Genomic DNA, 19169 nt, shown 5'->3' with positions numbered 1-19169 from the left:
GCGCCACATTAACGGGCCGGCAGATGCGCGAGAGCCATCGCGTGCCGGCGCTAACGCCTCCCGATCCCCTTGCCTCGCTCTCGTGAAAGGACGCCCGTCTTGACGTCAGAACCGTCCAGCCCCGAACTCCGCCCTGACCTGCGCAGCGACCTCCTCGACGATCTCTACGGCTCGCCAGACGTGATGGGGATGCTGCCCAAATCCACGTTTCCGCAAGCGGAGAGGGAGCCGCGCCACGTGTTCGCGGCGGTGCGCGACGAACTGATGCTGGACGGCAATTCGCGCCAGAACCTCGCGACCTTCTGCCAGACCTGGGTCGACGACGAAATCCGCGACCTGATGGACCTGTCGATCGACAAGAACATGATCGACAAGGACGAATATCCGCAGACGGCCGAGATCGAGGCGCGTTGCGTGCGCATGCTCGCCGACCTGTGGAACGCGCCGGATGCGACAAGCACGCTCGGCTGCTCCACCGTCGGCTCTTCCGAAGCGGCGATGCTGGGTGGGCTCGCGCTCAAGTGGCAATGGCGCAAGCGTCGCGCCAAGGAAGGCAAGCCGGCCGACAAGCCGAACCTCATCTGCGGTCCGGTGCAAATCTGCTGGCACAAATTCGCCCGCTATTTCGACGTCGAGCTGCGCGAGATTCCGCTCGAGGGTGACCGGCTCATCATGACGCCGGAGGAGGTGCTGGCGCGCGCCGACGAGAACACGATCGGCGTGGTGCCGACGCTCGGCGTGACCTTCACCTGCCAATATGAGCCGGTGAAGGCGGTGAACGACGCGCTGGACCGGCTGCAGGCCGAGACCGGGCTCGACATTCCCATTCACGTCGACGGCGCCTCGGGCGGCTTCCTCGCTCCATTCTGCGCGCCTGACGTTGAATGGGATTTCCGCCTGCCGCGGGTGAAGTCGATCAATGCCTCCGGCCACAAATTCGGCCTCGCGCCGCTGGGTGTGGGCTGGGTGATCTGGCGCGAGGCGGGCGACCTGCCGCCCGAGCTCGTCTTCGACGTGAACTATCTCGGCGGCGACATGCCGACCTTCGCCCTCAACTTTTCCCGCCCGGGCGGGCAGATCATTGCGCAGTACTATAATTTCGTAAGGCTCGGGCGGGAGGGCTACGCCAAGATCCAGAACGCCTGCTACGACACGGCCGAATATCTCGCCCGCGAGATCGCTGCGCTCGGGCCGTTCGAGATGCTCTATGACGGCAACCGGCAGGAGGGCATTCCTGCCCTGTGCTGGAAGCTCAAGGACGACAAGGGATTCGGCGGTTACACGCTCTACGATCTAGCTGACCGCCTGCGCTCGCGCGGCTGGCAGGTGCCGGCCTATTCCATGCCGGCCAACCGCCAGGACATGGTGATCCAGCGCATTCTGGTGCGTCATGGGGTGAGCCGAGACCTCGCCAGCCTGCTGCTTGACGATTTCCGCCGCGCGCTCGATTTCTTCGCCAAGCACCCCGTCACCCACCCGCTGACCGACGACGAGGCGGCCGGGTTCAACCATAACTGAAGCCGGAGAGGGGCCGGGCGCTGCGGTACGCCCGGCCCTTTCTTGCCTCAGCCGAGTGTCATCAGGCTGGCATTGCCGCCGGCGGCGGCGGTGTTGGTGCTGGTGGAACGCTCGATCATCAAAAGATCGAGCGGGTAGGCCTCGCCGCGCGCAATGTCGTCCGGCGCCAGGCCGTGCACCAGCACGATCGGCCCCTCGCGCGCGGCTATGGTCTCGTTGAGCTGGCGCAGCGCATCGCCGTCGCCTTCGAACAGCACGGCGTCGAAATAGGTCTCCGTCAGGCTGTCGGTCAGGCTGATCCAATCCTCCAGCCCGTTCGGAAGCGCCGGTAGCAGCGAGCCCTCCAGCAGCACCTTATTGCCCGTGGCGAGCGCCGAGGCGATCTGCATGGCGAGGCCCTTCTCGGTTGCGGCGAGGCACAGGACGGTGCCGCGCGGGGAGAGCGCATACAGGTTGCGTTCGCCCACCGGGCCGGGCAAATCCGCCCGGTGACCGAAGGGCGAGGCGTCGAGGATCGCGCCGCACAGCGTCCGCGTGCCGGTGTCCGATTGGAAATCGACCCAGAGCCGGGCCGGGGCGGGCGCCTCGCGCGCCGGCAGCAGGGCGGCGGGCCGGCGGGCCAGCAGGCGGCCGAGATAAAGCGGCCCTCCGGCCTTCGGTCCCGTGCCGGAGAGGCCGTGGCCGCCAAAGGGCTGCACCCCGACCACCGCGCCGATGAGGTTGCGGTTCACATAGACATTGCCGGCCTCGATGCGGGAAGTGACGCGGGCAATGGTCTCGTCGATGCGGGTGTGCAGGCCGAAAGTCAGGCCGTAGCCGGTAGCGTTGATGGCGGCGATCAGTTCGTCGAGTTCGTCGCGGCGGTAGCGCACCACATGCAGCACCGGTCCGAAAACTTCGCGGGTGAGCGCGGCAATGCCATCGATTTCGATCAGCGTCGGTGGCACGAAGGTGCCGTGGCGGGTGTCTTCGCCAAGCACGACCTGCTCGACGACGCACCCTGCCTGCCGCAGGCGTTCGACATGGGCGTCGATGCCGGCCTTCGCCTCGGCCGAGATGACCGGGCCGATATCGGTGGACAGATGTACTGGATTGCCGACCTGGAGTTCCTTCAGCGCACCGCGCAGCATGTCCAGTATGCGGTCGGCCACATCCTCCTGCAGGCAAAGGATACGCAGCGCCGAACAGCGCTGGCCGGCGGAATCGTAGGCGGAAGCGAGCACATCGGCCACCACCTGCTCGGCCAGGGCGGAGGAATCGACGATGAGCGCGTTCTGCCCGCCGGTTTCGGCGATCAGCGGAATGACGCTGCCATCGGGATTCAGTCGGGTGGCCAGCTGGCGCTGGATGAGGCGAGCCACTTCGGTGGAACCGGTGAACATGACGCCGCGCGTCCGGGTGTCACCCACCAGAGAAGCTCCCACCTCGCCGGCGCCCGGAATGAGTTGCACCGCACCGGGCGATACCCCGGCCTCGCGCAGGATCTCCACCGCCGTGAAGGCAATCAACGGTGTCTCTTCGGCCGGTTTGGCCAGCACGACGTTTCCGGCTGCGAGTGCGGCGCCGACCTGCCCTGTGAAGATGGCGAGCGGGAAGTTCCACGGGCTGATGCAGACCACTGGACCCAGCGGGCGATGGGTGTCGCCGGAAAAGCCGTCGCGGACCTGCGCGCCATAATAGCGCAGGAAGTCCACCGCCTCGCGCACCTCGCCGATGGCATTGGGATAGGACTTGCCGGCCTCACGCACGATGATGCCGATCAGCGTCGGCATGCGCGCCTCCATAAGCTCCGCGGCGCGGAACAGGCAGGCGGCGCGCTCGGCGGGCGGCGTGGATTGCCAGATCGGCGCGGCCGCATGAGCGAACTCCATGGCGCGCGCGACGATCTCCGGCGTCGCTTCCAGCACCGTACCAACCAAGTCCCGGTGATCGGCCGGGTTGAGAACCCGTTGGGTTGAGCCTTCCACCGCGAGGGGCTCTGCCAGCAACGGGCAGGCGGCAAGCGCGGCGGTGCTACCGGCAAGCAGCGCGGCAGCCAGCGAGGCGAGGCGCTGCTCGTTGGAAAGATCCAGTCCGGCCGAATTGCGCCGCTCCGGGCCGAAAAGCTCGGCAGGGGCGGCGATGCCGCGATGTGGCGCGCCCAGCGGCTCGATGCGCTGGGCGGCGTCGACGGGGCTCTCGGTCAGTTCGTCCAGCGGCACGTTCGGGTCGGCGATGCGGTTGACGAAGGAGGTGTTGGCGCCGTTCTCCAGCAGGCGCCTGACGAGATAGGCCAGCAGCGTCTCATGGGTGCCGACGGGCGCGTAGATGCGGCACGGCCGGCCGAGCTTCTCGCGGCCGACCACTTCCTCATAGAGCGGCTCGCCCATGCCGTGCAGGCACTGAAATTCATATTGTCCGGCATAGTAGTTAGCGCCGGCCATTTCCATGACGGCGGAAAGTGTCTGGGCGTTGTGGGTGGCGAATTGCGGGAACACGGCGTCCGGGGCCGCCAGCAGCTTGCGGGCGCAGGCGAGATAGGCGACGTCGGTGTGGACCTTGCGCGTATAGACCGGAAAGCCCTCCAGCCCATCCACCTGCGCGCGCTTGATCTCGCTGTCCCAATAGGCGCCCTTCACCAGCCGCACCATCAGCCGGTGACTGGTGCGGCGGGCGAGGTCGATCAGGAAATCGACCACATAGGGGCAGCGTTTCTGATAGGCCTGAATGACGAAACCAATGCCATTCCAGCCATTTAGTGCCTCATCGAAACAAAGAGATTCAAGCAGGTCGAGCGAGATTTCCAGCCGGTCGGCCTCCTCGGCGTCGATGTTGAGGCCGATATCATAATGCCGAGCCAGCTTCGCCAGCGCGGTCACGCGCGGTAGCAACTCATTGATAATACGGGAATATTGCGCGCGGGAGTAACGCGGGTGCAGCGCCGACAGCTTGATTGAAATGCCCGGGCCTTCATAGATGCCGCGCCCCGCCGAGGCCTTGCCGATGGCGTGGATCGCCTGCTCGTAATCGGCGAAATAGCGCTGCGCGTCGGCTTCCGTCGTGGCGGCTTCGCCAAGCATATCAAAGGAATAGCGGAACCCTTTCGCCTCCATGCGGCGGGAATTGGCCAGCGCCTCGGAGATGGTCTGGCCGGTGACGAACTGCTCGCCCATCATCCGCATGGCGACATCGACGCCGCGTCGGATCAGCGGCTCGCCGCCGCGACCAATGAGTCTTGTGAGAGCGCCAGTGAGTCCAGTCTCGCTTGATGTGGAGGTCAGTTTGCCGGTGAGCACCAGCCCCCAGGTGGCGGCGTTGACGAACAGCGAGGGGCTGTGGCCGACATGGGCCTGCCAGTCGCCATGGCCGATCTTGTCGCGGATCAGCGCGTCGCGGGTGGCGCGGTCGGGAATGCGCAGCAACGCCTCGGCGAGGCACATCAGCGCAACGCCTTCCTGGCTGGAGAGCGAATATTCGTGGATGAGGCCTTCAACCGGCCCCTTCTGGCCCTTTTCGCGCAGCGCCTGCACCAGCGCGTGGGCGCGGGCCCGGGCGGCCTCCGCCTTTGCCGGCGGCAAGGTGGCGGGGCCCATGAGGACCGGCACGGCGTCGGTCTCCGGCACCCGATAGGCCGAGGTGATGCGGGCGCGCAGCACGCTCTGGGGCTGGATGCCTCGGGCGAAGGACAGAAATGGGCTGTCGCCATGCGGGCCGCCCTCGGCGGGGGCGGGCGTCGCCGCCGCGTCCGGTGGCGACAGGGCGGCAAGCCCGCGCTCCGTGCGTTCGATGGCGGCGGTGAGCGCGCTCTTGACCAGGGCGTGCGCGGTGCAACCCTCGCGCTCGGCGGCGGCCTTCAGTCGGGAACGCAACCCGTCATCGATCTTCACGCCAATGGTGGTCTGCGACATGGTGCGATCTCCCGCTGCCTCGCCTGGAGTTACCATCGAGAGTAACCCGTACGGTAATAAGTGTAACCTCTGGCACCAAAAGGTGCAACTAGACTTGGAGAGAACGCTGGCGCACGCAGGCTGTTGCACGGGATGCTCTCGGCGGCTCGTGCCGGGCAACCCGCCCGCCTCCGCCACGGCGGGCGGCGCTGTGCTGGCGTCGTGGTGACATGAAGGATACTCCTTGGCAGCAAGGCGGGGGATACCCACCTGAGCCCCATGACCCGTCTTGCAAACACCCCCCTTTCCGTTCTCGACCTCTCCTTCGTTGCCTCCGGCAGCAGCGGGCCTGAGGCATTGCGCGGCACGCTCGACCTCGCCCGCCATGTGGATGGGCTGGGCTTTTCCCGCTTCTGGGTGGCCGAGCATCACAATCTGGCCTCCGTCGCCTCTGGCGCGCCGGATATCATGGCGGGGCAGATCCTCGCCGTGACGGAGCGCATCCGCGTCGGCTCCGGCGGCGTCATGCTGCCGAACCACGCGCCGCTGATGGTCGCCGAGCGCTTCAAGGTGCTGGAGGCGCTCTATCCCGACCGGGTCGATCTCGGCCTGGGGCGGGCGCCCGGCACCGACCAGCTCACCTCGCACGCGCTGCGCCGCCGGCAGGACGTTGATCCCGGCGACGATTTCCTCGATCGGCTGAAGGAACTGATGCTGTGGGACAGCGGCCAATGGCCGGCGGACCATCCCTACCGCACGATCCAGGTGATGCCGGTCGACGTGAAGCTGCCGCCGATCTGGCTGCTCGGCTCGTCGGGCTACAGCGCCCGGCTCTCCGCGCAGTTGGGGATGGGTTATGCCTATGCCCATCACTTCGCCCAGCATGACGTACTGGATGCGATGCTGAGCTACCGCGCCGGCTTCCAGCCTTCCGAAAAACTGGCGGCCCCGCACGCCATTCTCGCGCTGGCGGTGGTGTGCGCGCCGACCGACGAGGAGGCGGAATATCTCGCCGGCAGCGTCGATCTCGCCCATCTCAGGCGTGCGCGCGGCCATTACGGGCCGATCCCGACCGCGGACGAGGCGGCCGCCTATCCCTATACCGAGGCGGACCGTGCCTTCATCCGCCGCAACCGCGACAAGGTGCTGGTCGGCGGGCCGGAAAAGGTGGCGCAGGGGCTGGAGCGCTTTCTCGACACAACGCTGGCGGACGAACTGATGATCGCCACTGCCATTCCCGACATGGCGGCGAAGAAGCGTTCCTATACGCTGGTGAAGGCGCTGCAGGCGGTGTCGGCGGCGGCCTGAGGCCGCATCTTTGAAACAATGTCCTCCCGGACGGCCGCAGGTCGATCCGGGATGGCGTGCCGATACCTGATGCCGATCCCGGCTCTCCGCCGCGCTTTGGCCGGGATGACGTCCAGGACGTGGGTTATACCGCCGCCTTTGCCGGGCGCGTGACCAGCCAGATGCCGAGCGCGATCGGCACGATGCCGAGAATGTCGAGCGGCGGCACAGCTTCACCCAACAGCAGCCAGCCGAAAAACAGGCCGAGCGGCGGCATGAGGAAGTGCAGGCTGGAGGCTGCCGTCGCCGAGGCGCGGGTGAGCAGGTAGAACCAAAGTCCATAGCCGCCTATGGAAACGCCGATCACCAGAAAGGCGAGGCCGCCGAAAAGATTGGCGGTGAGGCGGATGTCGCCCATGCTCTCGGTGGCGAGAGCCACGGGAATGAGGGCAAGCCCGCCGGCCAGGCACTGCACGGCATTGCCGCTCCATATGCCGCCGCGCGGGGCGAAATACTTGAACGCCAGGGTCCCGGCGGCCAGCGCGGAGACGCCGCCGCCGATCAGCAGCGTGCCGGCTAGCGTCTCATGCGCGCCCGCAAGGCGCGAGCGCAGCACGATGACGACGCCGATCAGGCCAAGCGCGATGCCGGCCCATTTCGCCAGGCTCATTCTCTCGCCGAGCAACGGGCCTGCACCCAGCGCCACCAGCAGCGGCAGGCAGCTGGTGAGCACCGCCGTATAGGCGGAGGAGGTGAAGGTGAGCGCGGTCCAGTTCAGCCCGAGATAGACCGCATTGTTGAGGATGCCGATGCCAATCAGCGCGAGAATGTCACGTCGGCGCATCGGCGGCAGGTCCAGCCGGCGTGCGTCGCTGTCCCATAGCGGGGCGAGTGCCAGCATGACAGAGCCGGCCAGAAGCAGGCGCACTGAGAGCAGGATCAGCGGCGGGCAGTCGGCCAGCGCCATCTTCGACGCGGCGAAGGCGGACGACCACAGCACGCAGAACAGCGCCACCAGAAGCGGCAGGGGCAAAAAAGTGTGGGGTGCGACGGCTACCGCCGCCGAAGCTGCCGGGCTCGCCTTTGATGCGGGTGGCATCGCCGATCTCCATTGTCGATGGCGCGCACCCTAGGAGGCGCTGCCACGATCGGAAAACGAGATGTTTTTATAGCCTCCATGAGGAAAGTCGATGCCACTCTGCGGGCACCGCCTCACGCCCGCCAGTCATAGATCCAGCGGTAGCGCTCCAGCACCGCGCTTTCCGACTGCGCGCGCATGACGAGATCGCGGGCGAGGCGGGCCGGGCCCTTGAGATGGTAGATGCGGTCCATGCCGCGCGCGGCGCGCTGCACGCGAGCGGTACGGGGCAGGCGGGCCGCCTCATAGCGGCGTAGCGCGGCGGGGATGTCGGGCGCGTCCGCCAGCTCGGCGGCGAGCACCATCGCGTCCTCGATCGCCTGCGCCGCGCCCTGGGCGAGGAAGGGCGGCATGGCGTGGGCGGCGTCGCCCAGCAGCGTCACCGCGCCTTCGCCCCAGCGCGTGAGCGGGTCGAGATCAAACAGCGCCCAGCGCAGCCAGCGCTCCGGCGCGTCGAGCAGCAGGCGGGCATCGGCGCACCAGCCGCGATAATGCGCCAGAAGCTCGTCGCGGCCGCCGGCCTCGCTCCAGCCATGCACCTCGCGCGCATCCGGGGTGACGGCGACGAGATTGATCGCCCGGCCGGCTTTCACGGGGTAGGTGACGAGATGAGCGCCGGGGCCGAGCCAGAGCCGCGTCACCTTGTCGGTAAGCCGAGTGGGCAGGGCCTCGACCGGCACGGTGGCGCGCCAGGCAGCGCGATGGCGGAAGGAGGGCTTCGCCTGCGGCTGCAGCGCGCCGCGCACCACCGAGCGCAGCCCGTCGGCACCGATGAGCGCATCGGCCGTCAGCGTCGCCTCGCCATCCGCGTTGCGCAGCTTCAGGGCGACGCCGGCAGCGTCCTGGGCGAAGCTCTCCAGCGTGTGGCCGAGCCTGAGGGTAATCGCCGGCACCTCGCGCACCGCGTCAAGCAACGCGGCTTGCAGGTCGGCGCGATGGATGACGAGGAAGGGGCCCCCGAAGCGCGCTTCGGCCTGCGCGCCCATCGGCCCGCCGCTGAGCCTTGTGCCGCGTTGGCCGTCGATAACGGCGAAGTCGGTGGGGAATACCGCCTGTTCGGCCACACGCTCATAAACGCCGAGGGCCTTCAGGCAGCGCGTGGCATTGGCGGCGAGCTGGACGCCGGCGCCGGCCTCTTCCAGCACCGTCGCCCGCTCATGGAGCGTGACGGCACAACCGATCCTGGCCAGCGCAAGGGCGGCGGTGAGGCCGCCAATGCCGGCGCCGGCGATGGCGATGGAGCGGGCGGGCAAGGCCGCGCTCAGGCGGCGGCCGGAATCTCGAACAGCGCGCCCGGCGGGGTCGATTCGGTGCCGTGCAGATGGGAATCGAAGGTGTAGAGGGTCGAGCAATAGGGGCAGATGATTTCGTCATCCGAACCCATGTCGAGGAAGACATGCGGGTGGTCATAGGGCGGCAGCGCGCCCACGCACATGAATTCGCGTGCCCCGATGGCGATCTTCGCCACGCCGGCCGAATTGTGGAAGTGGGGAACGACGTGGCCCGCCATGATGTTCGCCTGTCCGCGCTCGTGTTGAAATCGGCGCGACCATAGCCGCTGGCGCGCCGCGGTCCAAGGGGCCGAATGCGGGGCCGGATGCCGCGCCTGTGCATCGTGGCCCATCGCTTCGCCATAATGAACGGGCAAAAAGCGGCAATCGCGCTGCGTGATCCCATATCAACGCCATGTACCGCTTCTTCGCCGCCTTCGGATTCCTGCTCGCCTTTGCCGGTGCCGCCCATTGGGTGGTGCCGGCGTCGCGGCACGCCTTCGCGCTGGTGAGCGCGCAGGACGACGCCTCGCGGTTGGCCGAGCTCCAGCTCGCCGGGGTGCTGACCCCCGAGCGCACCGCCGTGGAGATCGACGCCGCGCTGGCGGAAGATGACGGCGAACTGGCGGCGAGCTTCATTGAGCTGGCGGACGCGCGGGGCGTCGCTGTCACCGCCGAGCGCCGGGCTCGCGTCGCGCTGGCCAATGCGCCCGGTGCGAGCCTCGCGCGCGGGGCAGGCAGCTTCGGCCATGGTTTCCTGACCGGGCAGGGCGAAGACCTCGCTGGCCTAGCCGGGGCCACGATGGGCGATCTCACCGTGTGGGGCGATGTGCGCGACCTCGGCCGCGAGGCGGCTAACTGGGCGCGTGGCGAGCCGGTGGACCAGTTCATGGTCAACCTCGCCGGCATCGGCATCGTGGCGACCGGCGCCACCTATGCGGCTTTCGGCGCGCCTCTGACCTTCCGGGCCGGCATTTCCGTGCTGAAGGGCGCGCGCCGCGCCGGCGTGGTCGGCGGGCGTTTCGCCGGCAACATCACGGCGGCGCTGCGCGGCGGCGCAAAGGCGCAGCTCGCCGCGCTGGTCGGCGATCTCGGCACGGCGGGCTCCAAGGCGGGCACGCGCGCCACCTTTGCCGGGCTGCGCCATGTCGACGATGCGGCCGGCGCGGCACGGCTGAGCGTGCTGGCGCAGGCCAAGGGCGGCAAGACGCTGGCGATCTTCAAGACGCTGGGACGGGGCGCGCTGTTCCTCACCGAGGCACTGGCCAAGCTCGCCTTCTGGGTCATGGCGGGCGTGCTGAACCTGTTCGGGCTGATTGCCTCGTTCAATTCCATGATGGTGGCGATGCTTCGCCCGATGTGGAAAAAGAAAAAGCCCCGTCGGCGGCTGTTCCTGCCGGCGTGAGGCCTTTGAGGAGGCGATGATGCGCCGTGCCCTGCTGACATTGTTTTCATTCGCCGTGCTGGCGCTCGTTTCCCTGCCGGCCGGCGCGGCGGAAAACCGCTGCGGCTGGTATGTGAACCCGACACCGGGCAACTGGTATCTCTCCGACCGCGACGGCGACTGGTGGATGCGCTCGCAGGGCGGCATGGAGGCCGAGGGCTTCGACAACGCCCCCGATTTTGACGCCAAGCAATATGTGAAGCTGCAGCCGAACGGCTATGGCTATGGTTGCGCCTGCCTGAGCGTCGACACCGACAAGGCGGAAATGAACATCACTCGCATCTATTCCGGCACCATCCTGCCGTTGTCGCGTTGCCGCAACGACAAGACGTTGAAGAAGCCGGGCTGAACCGCCGGGCGCGGGTTGGCAGCGAGGCCTCGCCTGATTAGCGTGCCGCTTCCCGCAACGGAGCGCCTTATGCCCACCTTCAGCCATGACGGAATCGAGCTTGCCTATCTCGACGAGGGGGACGGGGAGCCGATCGTGCTCGTGCACGGCTTTGGCTCGACCAAGGAGATCAACTGGGTCGGGCCGGGCTGGGTCTCGACGCTGACCGGTGCCGGCCGCCGGGTGATCGCGCTCGACAATCGCGGCCACGGCGCCTCGGCCAAGCTTTACCAGCCCGAACTCTACGATCCCTGGCTGATGGCCCGCGACGTGATTGGGCTGATCGACCATCTCGGCCTCAGCCGCGTCGATCTCATGGGTTATTCGATGGGCGGGCGGATCAGCGCCTGTGCGGCGCTCACCGCGCCGGATCGGGTGCGCTCGCTCGTGCTGGGCGGCATCGGCATTCACCTCATCGCCGGCGCCGGCCTGCCGATCACCATCGCCGACGCCCTGCGCGCCCCCAGCCTTGATGATGTGACCGACCCGATGGGGCGGATGTTCCGCGCCTTTGCCGACCAGACCAAAAGCGACCGCGAGGCGCTGGCCGCCTGCATCGTCGGTTCACGCCGCACGCTGAGCCGCGAGGAGGTGGCGCGGATCAGCGTGCCGACGCTGATCGCGGTGGGCACCCGCGACGAGGTGGCCGGCGCACCCGGGCCGCTCGCCGCGCTGATCCCGGATGCGCGGGCGATCGACATTCCCGACCGCGACCATATGCGCGCCGTAGGCGACAAACTGTTCAAGGAGGCGGTGCTGGCCTTCCTTGCGGAGCCGCGCTGAGGGGAGGGGGTGGCTGCGAGATGCCGGCGCCCCTTCTTGCCATTTTGATTCAAGAAGGGCGGAAAGCCGAGTCAACGGAATCGCTTGGCGGGCGTTGTTGGCAAAGAGAATCGGGGTCGGCTCAGGTTCCGATTCACCCGCGATCGCCCGAAGGCGGGGAGGCCCGATCATGCATTCGTGCAATGGCGGCGGCGTAGGCCGGCGTGGGCGCCTGTGTTAGGCTGGGGCCAACTCGGGACATCTGGTCGGCGCCCAAGGGCGGACGGCGAGGGCAGAAAAATGGCTGTGAATTCTCTTCAGCGCGCCGAGGTGCCGCGCGCGCTCGACAAGGTCGATCCGGTCTGGGCGCGCATTCGCGCCGAGGCGGAGACGATTACCCAGCGCGAGCCGGCGCTCGCCAGCTTCGTTTATTCCACGGTGCTCTACCACACCACGCTGGAGCGGGCGGTAGCGCACCGCATCGCCCAGAGGCTCGACCATGGCGATGTGCCGGCGGACATCATCCGCCAGGCCTTCGAGGAGGCGGTGGCGGACGATCCCGGGCTCGGGGTCGCCATTCGCGCCGACATCGTCGCGGTTCTCGATCGCGACCCGGCGACCGACCGGGCGATCCAGCCGCTGCTCTATTTCAAGGGCTTCCACGCCATCCAGACCCACCGTCTGGCGCATTGGCTGTGGAAGAACGGCCGCACCGATTTCGCGCTCTATTTGCAGAGCCGCTCCTCAGCGGTGAACCAGGTCGACATCAACCCGGCGGCACCGTTCGGGCGCGGCATCTTCTTCGACCATGCCACCGGCATCGTCGTGGGCGAGACGGCTGTCATCGAGGACAATGTCTCGGTGCTGCAGGGCGTCACGCTGGGCGGTACCGGCAAGGAGCATGGCGACCGCCACCCGAAGATCCGCCACGGCGTGCTGCTCGGCGCCGGCGCCAAGGTGCTCGGCAATATCGAGGTCGGCCATTGCGCCCGCGTCGCCGCCGGCTCGGTGGTGCTGAAGCCCGTGCCCGCCCGCACCACCGTGGCCGGGGTGCCGGCCAAGGTGGTGGGCGAGGCCGGCTGTGCCGAGCCCTCGCGCAGCATGGACCAGATGTTCGACCAGTTCTCGGACATGCCCTCCTTCCTCGGCGAGGCGATTTGAGCCCGATTGTGTGAACAGCCGATTGTGCCGGCGCCGGTTGCGCCGGCCGGCGCGTCGTGGCAAGCCTGCCGCCCGATCAACCCCCTTGGGAGCACGGACTTGGAAAAGAAGGACCTGGAGCGCGTCCAGACCTATATGCGACGCCTGTTCACCAACACCCAGCTGCGCGTCGTCGCGCGGCCGAAGAAGAAGGATTCGGCCGAGGTCTATCTCGGCGACGAGTTCATCGGTGTCCTGTTCGAGGACAAGGAAGACGGCGAGCTTTCCTATAATTTCCAGATGGCCATCCTCGACACCGATCTTGAGGACTGAGGGCGATGCCCGTCTACGCACTCGACGGGGTGGCGCCGGACCTGCCGGCGCTCGGCCGATTCTGGATCGCCCCCACCGCCGAGGTGATCGGCAATGTGCTGGTCGGCGACGAGGCGAGCGTGTGGTTCGGCTCGGTGATCCGCGGCGACAATGAGCGGATCACGCTCGGTGCCCGGGTGAACATCCAGGAATTGTGCGTGCTGCACACCGATCCCGGCTTCCCCATGACCATCGGCGACGACTGCACCATTGGCCACAAGGCGATGCTGCATGGCTGCACCATCGGCGCCAACAGCCTGATCGGCATGGGCGCCACCCTGCTGAACGGCGCCAAGATCGGCCGCAACTGCCTGGTCGGCGCTGGGGCGCTGATCACCGAGGGCAAGGAATATCCCGACAACTGCCTCATCGTCGGCGCGCCGGGCAAGGTGATCCGCACTCTCGACGAGGCGATGGAAAAGCGCATCCACGGCACGGCCGCGCACTATGTGCGCAACTGGCGGCGCTTCGCCGAGGGGCTGCGCCGGATCGACTGAGGGGCGGGGCGCCCCCTGCTTCGGCCATAGTCTCAGGCCAATCTTCGCGCAGGGGGCGTCCCTGACTTGGATTCGCGGGGACCCGGATGGACACGATCACGACAGAGCGGCTGATCCTGCGGAATTCCCGCCCCGAGGATGCGCCCGACCTGCTGGCCTATCTGCGGGAGCCGGGCGCCAGCTGCTATCTCTCGCTCAGGCTGGACGATCTCGCGGCGGCGGAGGCCGAGGCGACGACGCGCGCGAACAGCGACGAGCATATCGCCGTCTGCCTCGCCACGACCGGCCGGGTGATCGGCGATGTGTTCGCCATGCCGGAGCCTCCCGACACCTATTCCGTCGGCTAGAACTTCAACGGCGATTACAGCGGTGCGGGCTTTGCTACCGAGGCGGCGCAGGCGCTGTTCGACCATTTGTTCACGGTGAAGCAGGCCCGTCGCCTCTATGCCTATGTCGAGGAAGACAACGCCGCCTCGCGGCGCCTGTGCGAAAGGCTGGGGATGCGCCCGGAGGGGCTGTTCAAGGAGTTCATCTCCTTCCGCCAGGATGACAAGGGCACGCCGGTTTTCGAGAACACCCTGCAATACGCCCTCCTGCGAAAGGAATGGGAGGCGCGGATGCCGCGTCGTTCCGGGGCCGAAGGCGAACCCTAGTTCCGCCCGACCGACAGTGGCGCCAGCACGTCGCCGAGCGAAACCCAGCTGTCGGTGTCGTGCTGCGCCTGGCGTTTGACGAAGCGGTAGCCGGTCTCGTGCCAGAGCAGAATGGCGGCTTCCTGGTTGTCGAGCACGAGGTCGCCCCGGTCGGTGACGACGGTAAGCACGGCGTGGCCGTCGCCCTTGTGGTCGCGCACCACGGTGACGAGCAGCGTGTCCCCCGGCCAGCCGAGGCCGACCAGCGTGCGGCGCTTGAGCAGCACATAATCCTCGCAATCGCCGAAGCCGTCGTCGGGATAGGTCCAGCGTTCGATCTCGCCATAATGTTCGAGGTCGGTCATCGGCTGGATGCGCCCGTTGATCGCGTCATTGATCTCGCGCAGCTGGGCGAAATTGGCCTCGGTCAGCACCACCTTGCCGCCGCTCCCCTTGCGGGGGCCGCAATCGGCGGAGTGTTCGGCGCAGAACTGGAAATAACCCATCGGCACGGCAGTCTGCGCGCCGGCCGCCATGTTGGCGGCGAAGCTGGAGAGCATCGCCACCGTCTTTTCCGCCTCGGCGGGCGTGGCGTGCGTTAGCACCGCCGCAACGGTTGCCGCAAGAACCGCCTGACCCGCCGCGAGAAGGGCCCGTTCGAGCCTCTTTTTCATCGCGTACCTCATCCCTGTCACTGGATGAGAGCTTAGCGCAGAGGGTTTTATACCCGTCTAAGCGATGCCGGAGATTCGCAACAACGCTGGAGAGGGAATATTAATAGGTTTTCTAGTGGCGTTAACCACAGCAATAGGCAAACTGTTCATCACGCCGCTTAAGCCCATAGCAAGGCCTCGGTCGCGAGCGGAGGTGTCGCGCTCACGGCAAGATGCCTTGCCGCCGGGCCTGTGCCGGCCTATGTGATCGGCGTGCTCGAACCGCCCCGCCTTGCCGCCCACAGACGCGAACCCATTCTCAACGTGCCGCCGGTGATCACCGTGCTGGCGGCGGTGATGCTGCTCATCCAGCTCATCCGCGACTGGGTGGACCTGGAGACCGGGGTCGAGATCTTGGCGCTGTTCGCCTTCATTCCCGCGCGTTTCGATCCCTCCGTGCTGGCCGAGGGCGTGTTGCCCGGCGGCATGGCGGCGGATGTGTGGACCTTCGTCACCTATGCGTTCCTGCATGGCGGCTGGGCTCATGTCGGCCTGAACCTGTTGTGGATGCTCGCCTTCGGCACGCCGGTGGCGCGCCGCTTCGGGGTGCTGCGCTTCCTGCTGTTCTTCGCTTTCACGGCGGCGGCGGGGGCGGGGCTGCATCTCGTGACCCATGAGGGCGAACTGGTGCCGATGATCGGCGCCTCGGCCGCGGTGTCGGGCTGTATGGCAGGCGCGCTGCGCTTCATGTTCGCGCAGGAAAGCCGGGGCGTCTGGCGGCCGGGCCTGATGGAGAGCGCGGTGCACGTGCCCGCGCCGCCGCTGATGGAGGTGCTGCGCGACCGGCGGGTGATCGGCTTCGTCGCGGTGTGGTTCGTCATCAACCTCGCCTTCGGCCTTGGCGAGCCGGCCGGAATCGTCGATGGCAGCATCGCCTGGCAGGCGCATATGGGCGGCTTCCTGGCCGGCCTGCTGGCCTTTCCGCTGTTCGACCCGATCCGGCGCCGGCCGGGCGGCGATAGCTTTTCCCGCGCCACCCGCCACTGAAGCGCCCGAACTGATTGGCGCGGCGCCCCTTGCCTGCCGCAGGGTTAAAGCGGATCATTCCCATTATGGCTCGCCCGCGAAGCGGGAAGAAGCCGAATGACCGGGTGGTGGACCGCGCCGCGTTCCGTCCGCCCGGACAGCCGGGAAGGAGGCTTGCATGACGGTTCGGACCATTCTTGAAGAAAAGGGCTTCGACGTTCAGACGATCGCCCCAGAGGCGACGCTGCGCGAGGCGACGGAGCTTCTCGCCGCCAAGCGTATTGGCGCCATCGTGGTGACGGACCCCGAGCGCCGCGTGGTCGGCATCCTGTCGGAGCGCGACGTGGTGCGTGTGGTCGGGCTCGACGGGCCGGGCCGGCTCGACGACACGGTCGCCTCGGTGATGACGTCGCGGGTCGTCACCTGCGAGGGCAACGAGACCGTCCACCAGATCATGGAGCACATGACCGCCGGGCGCTTCCGCCATCTGCCTGTCGTGCAGGGCGGCAAGCTGGTCGGCATCATCTCCATTGGCGACGTGGTGAAGCAGCGTCTCGCCGAAATGGAGCGCGAGAGCCACGCCATGCGGGAATACATCCTCTCGGCGTGATTGCGGCGGTGCCGGGGCGTCATCCCGGACGGCCGTAGGCTGCTCCGGGATCGCGGGCAGGATGGCCAACGATCCCGGCACCACGGCTTCGCCTCCGGCCGGGATGACAGCCGACAGCGCCATCTCGGCCGGCTATCCGCCCGGGAGGGAGGGCGGCCTGCGTGTGTCGGCGCTAGAAGCGCGGCGTGTCGGTCTTCTTCGGTGTGCCATAGACCATGGCGGGGTCGAACAGCCGGCCGGCATCGTTGACGGCGAGCCGCAGCTCCGGCGACGGGGCAGCGCCCAGAGGCACCGAGCGGAAGAAGCAGGAGCGGTGCCCGGTGTGGCAGGCCGCGCCCGGCACATCGGGGCCGAGAGGCGGCATCCGCACGCGCAGCACCACGGCGTCCTGGTCGCAGTCGACCCTCAGCTCGACCAGCGTCTGCAGGTGGCCGCTCTCCTCGCCCTTTTTCCACAGCCGGCCGCGCGAGCGGCTGTAGTAATGGGCGATGCCGGTCTCGATGGTCAGCGCCAGCGCCTGCGCATTCATATGCGCGACCATGAGCACGGTGCCGTCGTCCGCGTCGACGGTCACGGCGGTGACGAGGCCATCGGCGTCAAATTTCGGGGAGAGGCGCTCGCCCTCCTCGATCTCGGCCTTGCTGCCCCGAGGGGCGAAGGAAATGTCGGTCACGGGAGCCTGCGCAGACGCGCGCTCACGGACGCATGCCGCGCAGCAGGCTCATGAAGCGAACCTGCTCCTGCGGGTCGTCGCGGAACACGCCGGTGAACTGGGTGGTGACGGTGGACGCGCCCTGCTTGCGCACGCCGCGCATGGCCATGCACATATGCTCGGCCTCGATCAGTATGGCGACGCCGCGCGGCTTCAGGATCTCGTCCATCGCGGTGATGATCTGCGAGGTCAGGTGTTCCTGCGTCTGCAGCCGGCGGGCGAAGATGTCGACGATACGGGCGATCTTCGACAGGCCCACGACGCGCTCGACCGGGAAATAGGCGATGTGCGCCTTGCCGACGAAAGGCACCATGTGGTGCTCGCAATGGGAATGGAACTCGATGTCGCGGACCATCACCATGTCGTCGAAATTGCCGATCTCGCCGAAGGTGCGGTCGAGAATCGATTCCGGCGCGGCGCGGTAGCCGCTGTAGAGCTCCTCATAGGCGCGCACCACACGCTTAGGTGTGTCGAGCAGGCCCTCGCGCTCGGGGTCATCGCCGGCCCAGGCGATAAGCGTGCGAACGGCGGCTTCCGCCTCCTCGCGGGTCGGACGGCGCGCGGCAGACGCCTCCATCTCGCTCTGGGCGCTGCGCATCAGCGATTTAAGCACGGCATCCATGACGAACTCCGTTCGACGCATTCACTGCCGGGCGCCGATGCGTCCCCGGTCAATCTCGTCCTACGTGCCAATACCCGCCACGGATCAGCATCATACCAACCATAACCGCCCGACGCGCCTGCTGGAAGGCAGATCGCGCGCGTTGCTTTCGCCCGGCGGCCACCACACCTATATAAGCCAGTGCGGGCAGGCCGCAATCGGGCGGAAGCCGCCCGTGCGGGGATCAACGCCGCCTTTGGGACGGATCGAACCAGCATGCTGAACGACGTCTATAATCGCCGCATATTGGAACTTGCCGCCGACATACCACGGCTTGGCCGTCTGGCCGCGCCCGACGCCTCGGCAACGGCGCATTCCCGGCTTTGCGGTTCCACCGTCACCATCGATCTCGCGGTGCGCGACGGCGTGGTGACGGATTTCGCCCATGAGGTGCGCGCCTGCGCTCTCGGTCAGGCCTCATCCTCAGTGATGGGTGCGCTCGTCGTCGGCTCGACCGCCGAGGAATTGCGCGCGGTGCGCGAGGCGATGCGCCTGATGCTGAAGGAGAACGGCCCGCCGCCGCAGGGGCGTTGGGCGGAACTCGCGGTGCTGGAGCCGGTGCGCGACTACAAGGCGCGCCACGCCTCGACGCTGCTGACCTTCGACGCCGTCGTGGATGCGTTGGGACAGATCGAGGCGCGGAACGCCGCCAGCGAAGCGGCGGAGTAGCGCCTTAGCGTTCGGTGAAGAAAGTGAACAGCACCTCGTCCTTCTCGCCGGTCAGGCAGAGAAAGCGGTTCGCGGTGTCGGAGCGGTCGCGTTGAATATAGGCCTCACCCATGATGATGCCCTTGACGGCGGTATCGCCGAGCTTGCTCTCGGCCTGCGCGATGGTGAGGCCGTCGACGTCGATATAGATGTCCTCGATCGAGGGCGACGCCTTCTTCAGCTTGGTCAGCGCGTCGGTCTTGCAGGCGGCGACGCGCTGCATGTCGGGGTCAACTTCCGGGGAGGTGGCGGCGGAAGGCTCGGGCTGGGTGCCGCCGGCCGGGCCGGGGGGGACATGCCCGGCCGCAGGCGGTTCCTGAGCGGGCGTCTGCTGCGCGGGTGCCGGCTGTGCGGGCGGCTGCTGGGCGAGCGCGGGGCTCGCCGCGAAGAGAGTGCCGGCCAGCGCCGCCCTCGTCCAGAACCTGATTGCCATCATCGCGCGCTCCCCTGGGGGCCGACATCCGTGCCGGCCCTCCACAGGGGC

At 67.6% G+C, this 19169-nt stretch carries 20 protein-coding genes and 1 pseudogene; 13 read left to right on the top strand and 8 right to left on the bottom strand.

Annotated features, from left to right (window positions below):
- Positions 1 to 189 precede the first annotated feature (189 nt).
- Entirely contained in the window at positions 190 to 1518 is a 1329-nt protein-coding gene (locus tag A3M1_RS0122840; protein ID WP_245261912.1) for a glutamate decarboxylase, read from the top strand.
- 47 nt (positions 1519 to 1565) lie between these two features.
- On the opposite strand, the gene putA is transcribed toward A3M1_RS0122840, so the two are convergent.
- On the bottom strand, positions 1566 to 5405 hold the full coding sequence (putA, locus tag A3M1_RS0122835) for a trifunctional transcriptional regulator/proline dehydrogenase/L-glutamate gamma-semialdehyde dehydrogenase (RefSeq protein ID WP_018391311.1): 3840 nt from the start codon (positions 5403 to 5405) through the stop codon (positions 1566 to 1568).
- A 258-nt stretch (positions 5406 to 5663) separates the two neighbouring features.
- Here putA and A3M1_RS0122830 point away from each other — a divergent pair, with 258 nt between their 5' ends.
- Positions 5664 to 6692, top strand: coding sequence for an LLM class flavin-dependent oxidoreductase (locus A3M1_RS0122830; RefSeq protein WP_018391310.1), 1029 nt, complete (start codon positions 5664 to 5666; stop codon positions 6690 to 6692).
- Positions 6693 to 6816: 124 nt separating this feature from the next.
- Here A3M1_RS0122830 and A3M1_RS0122825 read toward each other — a convergent pair whose 3' ends face one another.
- The 3 genes from A3M1_RS0122825 to A3M1_RS0122815 all read right to left on the bottom strand — a co-directional run bounded on the left by A3M1_RS0122825 (position 6817) and on the right by A3M1_RS0122815 (position 9319).
- Positions 6817 to 7770: a DMT family transporter gene (locus tag A3M1_RS0122825; protein ID WP_026221464.1), complete on the bottom strand. Its 954-nt coding sequence runs from the start codon at positions 7768 to 7770 to the stop codon at positions 6817 to 6819.
- A gap of 113 nt (positions 7771 to 7883) precedes the next feature.
- Complete coding sequence (locus A3M1_RS0122820; RefSeq protein ID WP_018391308.1) at positions 7884 to 9062, bottom strand: FAD-dependent monooxygenase; 1179 nt, start codon at positions 9060 to 9062, stop codon at positions 7884 to 7886.
- Between the two features lie 8 nt (positions 9063 to 9070).
- Entirely contained in the window at positions 9071 to 9319 is a 249-nt protein-coding gene (locus A3M1_RS0122815) for a zinc-finger domain-containing protein (protein ID WP_018391307.1), read from the bottom strand.
- A 176-nt stretch (positions 9320 to 9495) separates the two neighbouring features.
- Here A3M1_RS0122815 and A3M1_RS0122810 point away from each other — a divergent pair, with 176 nt between their 5' ends.
- The 8 genes and pseudogenes from A3M1_RS0122810 to A3M1_RS26565 all read left to right on the top strand — a co-directional run.
- The gene (locus A3M1_RS0122810; RefSeq protein ID WP_018391306.1) at positions 9496 to 10485 is read left to right on the top strand and encodes a hypothetical protein; all 990 of its coding nucleotides are present in this window, start codon (positions 9496 to 9498) and stop codon (positions 10483 to 10485) included.
- A gap of 16 nt (positions 10486 to 10501) precedes the next feature.
- Positions 10502 to 10873: a DUF4087 domain-containing protein gene (locus tag A3M1_RS0122805; RefSeq protein ID WP_018391305.1), complete on the top strand. Its 372-nt coding sequence runs from the start codon at positions 10502 to 10504 to the stop codon at positions 10871 to 10873.
- Positions 10874 to 10942: 69 nt separating this feature from the next.
- Complete coding sequence (locus A3M1_RS0122800; protein WP_018391304.1) at positions 10943 to 11695, top strand: alpha/beta fold hydrolase; 753 nt, start codon at positions 10943 to 10945, stop codon at positions 11693 to 11695.
- A gap of 279 nt (positions 11696 to 11974) precedes the next feature.
- Positions 11975 to 12835 (top strand): serine O-acetyltransferase, encoded by an 861-nt coding sequence (cysE, locus tag A3M1_RS0122795; RefSeq protein ID WP_018391303.1) that lies wholly within the window; start codon positions 11975 to 11977, stop codon positions 12833 to 12835.
- Between the two features lie 99 nt (positions 12836 to 12934).
- Positions 12935 to 13147, top strand: a complete 213-nt coding sequence (locus A3M1_RS0122790; RefSeq protein WP_018391302.1) for a DUF3126 family protein — start codon at positions 12935 to 12937, stop codon at positions 13145 to 13147.
- Positions 13148 to 13152: 5 nt separating this feature from the next.
- Entirely contained in the window at positions 13153 to 13683 is a 531-nt protein-coding gene (locus tag A3M1_RS0122785) for a gamma carbonic anhydrase family protein (RefSeq protein ID WP_018391301.1), read from the top strand.
- 86 nt (positions 13684 to 13769) lie between these two features.
- Positions 13770 to 14030, top strand: a complete 261-nt coding sequence (locus tag A3M1_RS26570) for a GNAT family N-acetyltransferase (RefSeq protein ID WP_018391300.1) — start codon at positions 13770 to 13772, stop codon at positions 14028 to 14030.
- A gap of 21 nt (positions 14031 to 14051) precedes the next feature.
- Positions 14052 to 14336 (top strand): annotated as a pseudogene (locus A3M1_RS26565) (GNAT family N-acetyltransferase); the annotation flags it as partial.
- Here the strand turns inward: A3M1_RS26565 and A3M1_RS0122770 are convergent.
- Entirely contained in the window at positions 14333 to 14989 is a 657-nt protein-coding gene (locus tag A3M1_RS0122770) for a transglutaminase-like cysteine peptidase (RefSeq protein WP_018391298.1), read from the bottom strand. The pseudogene A3M1_RS26565 and the gene A3M1_RS0122770 sit on opposite strands and share 4 nt — an antisense overlap.
- Before the next feature lie 252 nt (positions 14990 to 15241).
- Between A3M1_RS0122770 and A3M1_RS0122765 the strand changes: the two genes are divergently transcribed.
- Both A3M1_RS0122765 and A3M1_RS0122760 read left to right on the top strand, forming a co-directional pair.
- Positions 15242 to 16015, top strand: a complete 774-nt coding sequence (locus tag A3M1_RS0122765) for a rhomboid family intramembrane serine protease (protein ID WP_245261826.1) — start codon at positions 15242 to 15244, stop codon at positions 16013 to 16015.
- Between the two features lie 157 nt (positions 16016 to 16172).
- Positions 16173 to 16604 (top strand): CBS domain-containing protein, encoded by a 432-nt coding sequence (locus A3M1_RS0122760; protein ID WP_018391296.1) that lies wholly within the window; start codon positions 16173 to 16175, stop codon positions 16602 to 16604.
- 172 nt (positions 16605 to 16776) lie between these two features.
- Here A3M1_RS0122760 and hisI read toward each other — a convergent pair whose 3' ends face one another.
- A complete protein-coding gene (gene hisI / locus A3M1_RS0122755) occupies positions 16777 to 17277 on the bottom strand; it encodes a phosphoribosyl-AMP cyclohydrolase (RefSeq protein ID WP_018391295.1) in 501 nt (166 codons plus the stop codon).
- A gap of 22 nt (positions 17278 to 17299) precedes the next feature.
- Entirely contained in the window at positions 17300 to 17938 is a 639-nt protein-coding gene (folE, locus tag A3M1_RS0122750) for a GTP cyclohydrolase I FolE (protein ID WP_018391294.1), read from the bottom strand.
- Between the two features lie 255 nt (positions 17939 to 18193).
- Here folE and A3M1_RS0122745 point away from each other — a divergent pair, with 255 nt between their 5' ends.
- Entirely contained in the window at positions 18194 to 18646 is a 453-nt protein-coding gene (locus A3M1_RS0122745) for an iron-sulfur cluster assembly scaffold protein (RefSeq protein ID WP_018391293.1), read from the top strand.
- A 4-nt stretch (positions 18647 to 18650) separates the two neighbouring features.
- On the opposite strand, the gene A3M1_RS0122740 is transcribed toward A3M1_RS0122745, so the two are convergent.
- Positions 18651 to 19121, bottom strand: coding sequence for a hypothetical protein (locus A3M1_RS0122740; protein WP_018391292.1), 471 nt, complete (start codon positions 19119 to 19121; stop codon positions 18651 to 18653).
- Positions 19122 to 19169: the final 48 nt, after the last annotated feature.

Origin of the sequence: Ancylobacter sp. FA202, from assembly GCF_000380205.1 — a bacterium.
Taxonomy (GTDB): Bacteria; Pseudomonadota; Alphaproteobacteria; order Rhizobiales; family Xanthobacteraceae; genus Ancylobacter.
Note: the sequence above shows the minus strand (reverse complement) of the source record. Positions and strands in the feature narration are given on the sequence as shown.

What these genes read in the sequence shown, in the direction of transcription:
- A3M1_RS0122745 (WP_018391293.1), top strand. Translation starts at nt 18,194, where the DNA reads ATGCTGAACGACGTCTATAATCGCCGCATATTGGAACTTGCCGCCGAC.
- A3M1_RS0122830 (WP_018391310.1), top strand. Translation starts at nt 5,664, where the DNA reads ATGACCCGTCTTGCAAACACCCCCCTTTCCGTTCTCGACCTCTCCTTC.
- folE (WP_018391294.1), bottom strand. Translation starts at nt 17,938, where the DNA reads ATGGATGCCGTGCTTAAATCGCTGATGCGCAGCGCCCAGAGCGAGATG.
- A3M1_RS0122785 (WP_018391301.1), top strand. Translation starts at nt 13,153, where the DNA reads ATGCCCGTCTACGCACTCGACGGGGTGGCGCCGGACCTGCCGGCGCTC.
- A3M1_RS0122815 (WP_018391307.1), bottom strand. Translation starts at nt 9,319, where the DNA reads ATGGCGGGCCACGTCGTTCCCCACTTCCACAATTCGGCCGGCGTGGCG.
- A3M1_RS0122770 (WP_018391298.1), bottom strand. Translation starts at nt 14,989, where the DNA reads ATGAAAAAGAGGCTCGAACGGGCCCTTCTCGCGGCGGGTCAGGCGGTT.
- A3M1_RS0122805 (WP_018391305.1), top strand. Translation starts at nt 10,502, where the DNA reads ATGATGCGCCGTGCCCTGCTGACATTGTTTTCATTCGCCGTGCTGGCG.
- cysE (WP_018391303.1), top strand. Translation starts at nt 11,975, where the DNA reads ATGGCTGTGAATTCTCTTCAGCGCGCCGAGGTGCCGCGCGCGCTCGAC.
- A3M1_RS0122800 (WP_018391304.1), top strand. Translation starts at nt 10,943, where the DNA reads ATGCCCACCTTCAGCCATGACGGAATCGAGCTTGCCTATCTCGACGAG.
- A3M1_RS0122810 (WP_018391306.1), top strand. Translation starts at nt 9,496, where the DNA reads ATGTACCGCTTCTTCGCCGCCTTCGGATTCCTGCTCGCCTTTGCCGGT.
- putA (WP_018391311.1), bottom strand. Translation starts at nt 5,405, where the DNA reads ATGTCGCAGACCACCATTGGCGTGAAGATCGATGACGGGTTGCGTTCC.
- A3M1_RS0122760 (WP_018391296.1), top strand. Translation starts at nt 16,173, where the DNA reads ATGACGGTTCGGACCATTCTTGAAGAAAAGGGCTTCGACGTTCAGACG.
- A3M1_RS26570 (WP_018391300.1), top strand. Translation starts at nt 13,770, where the DNA reads ATGGACACGATCACGACAGAGCGGCTGATCCTGCGGAATTCCCGCCCC.
- A3M1_RS0122840 (WP_245261912.1), top strand. Translation starts at nt 190, where the DNA reads ATGCTGCCCAAATCCACGTTTCCGCAAGCGGAGAGGGAGCCGCGCCAC.
- A3M1_RS0122740 (WP_018391292.1), bottom strand. Translation starts at nt 19,121, where the DNA reads ATGATGGCAATCAGGTTCTGGACGAGGGCGGCGCTGGCCGGCACTCTC.
- A3M1_RS0122825 (WP_026221464.1), bottom strand. Translation starts at nt 7,770, where the DNA reads ATGCCACCCGCATCAAAGGCGAGCCCGGCAGCTTCGGCGGCGGTAGCC.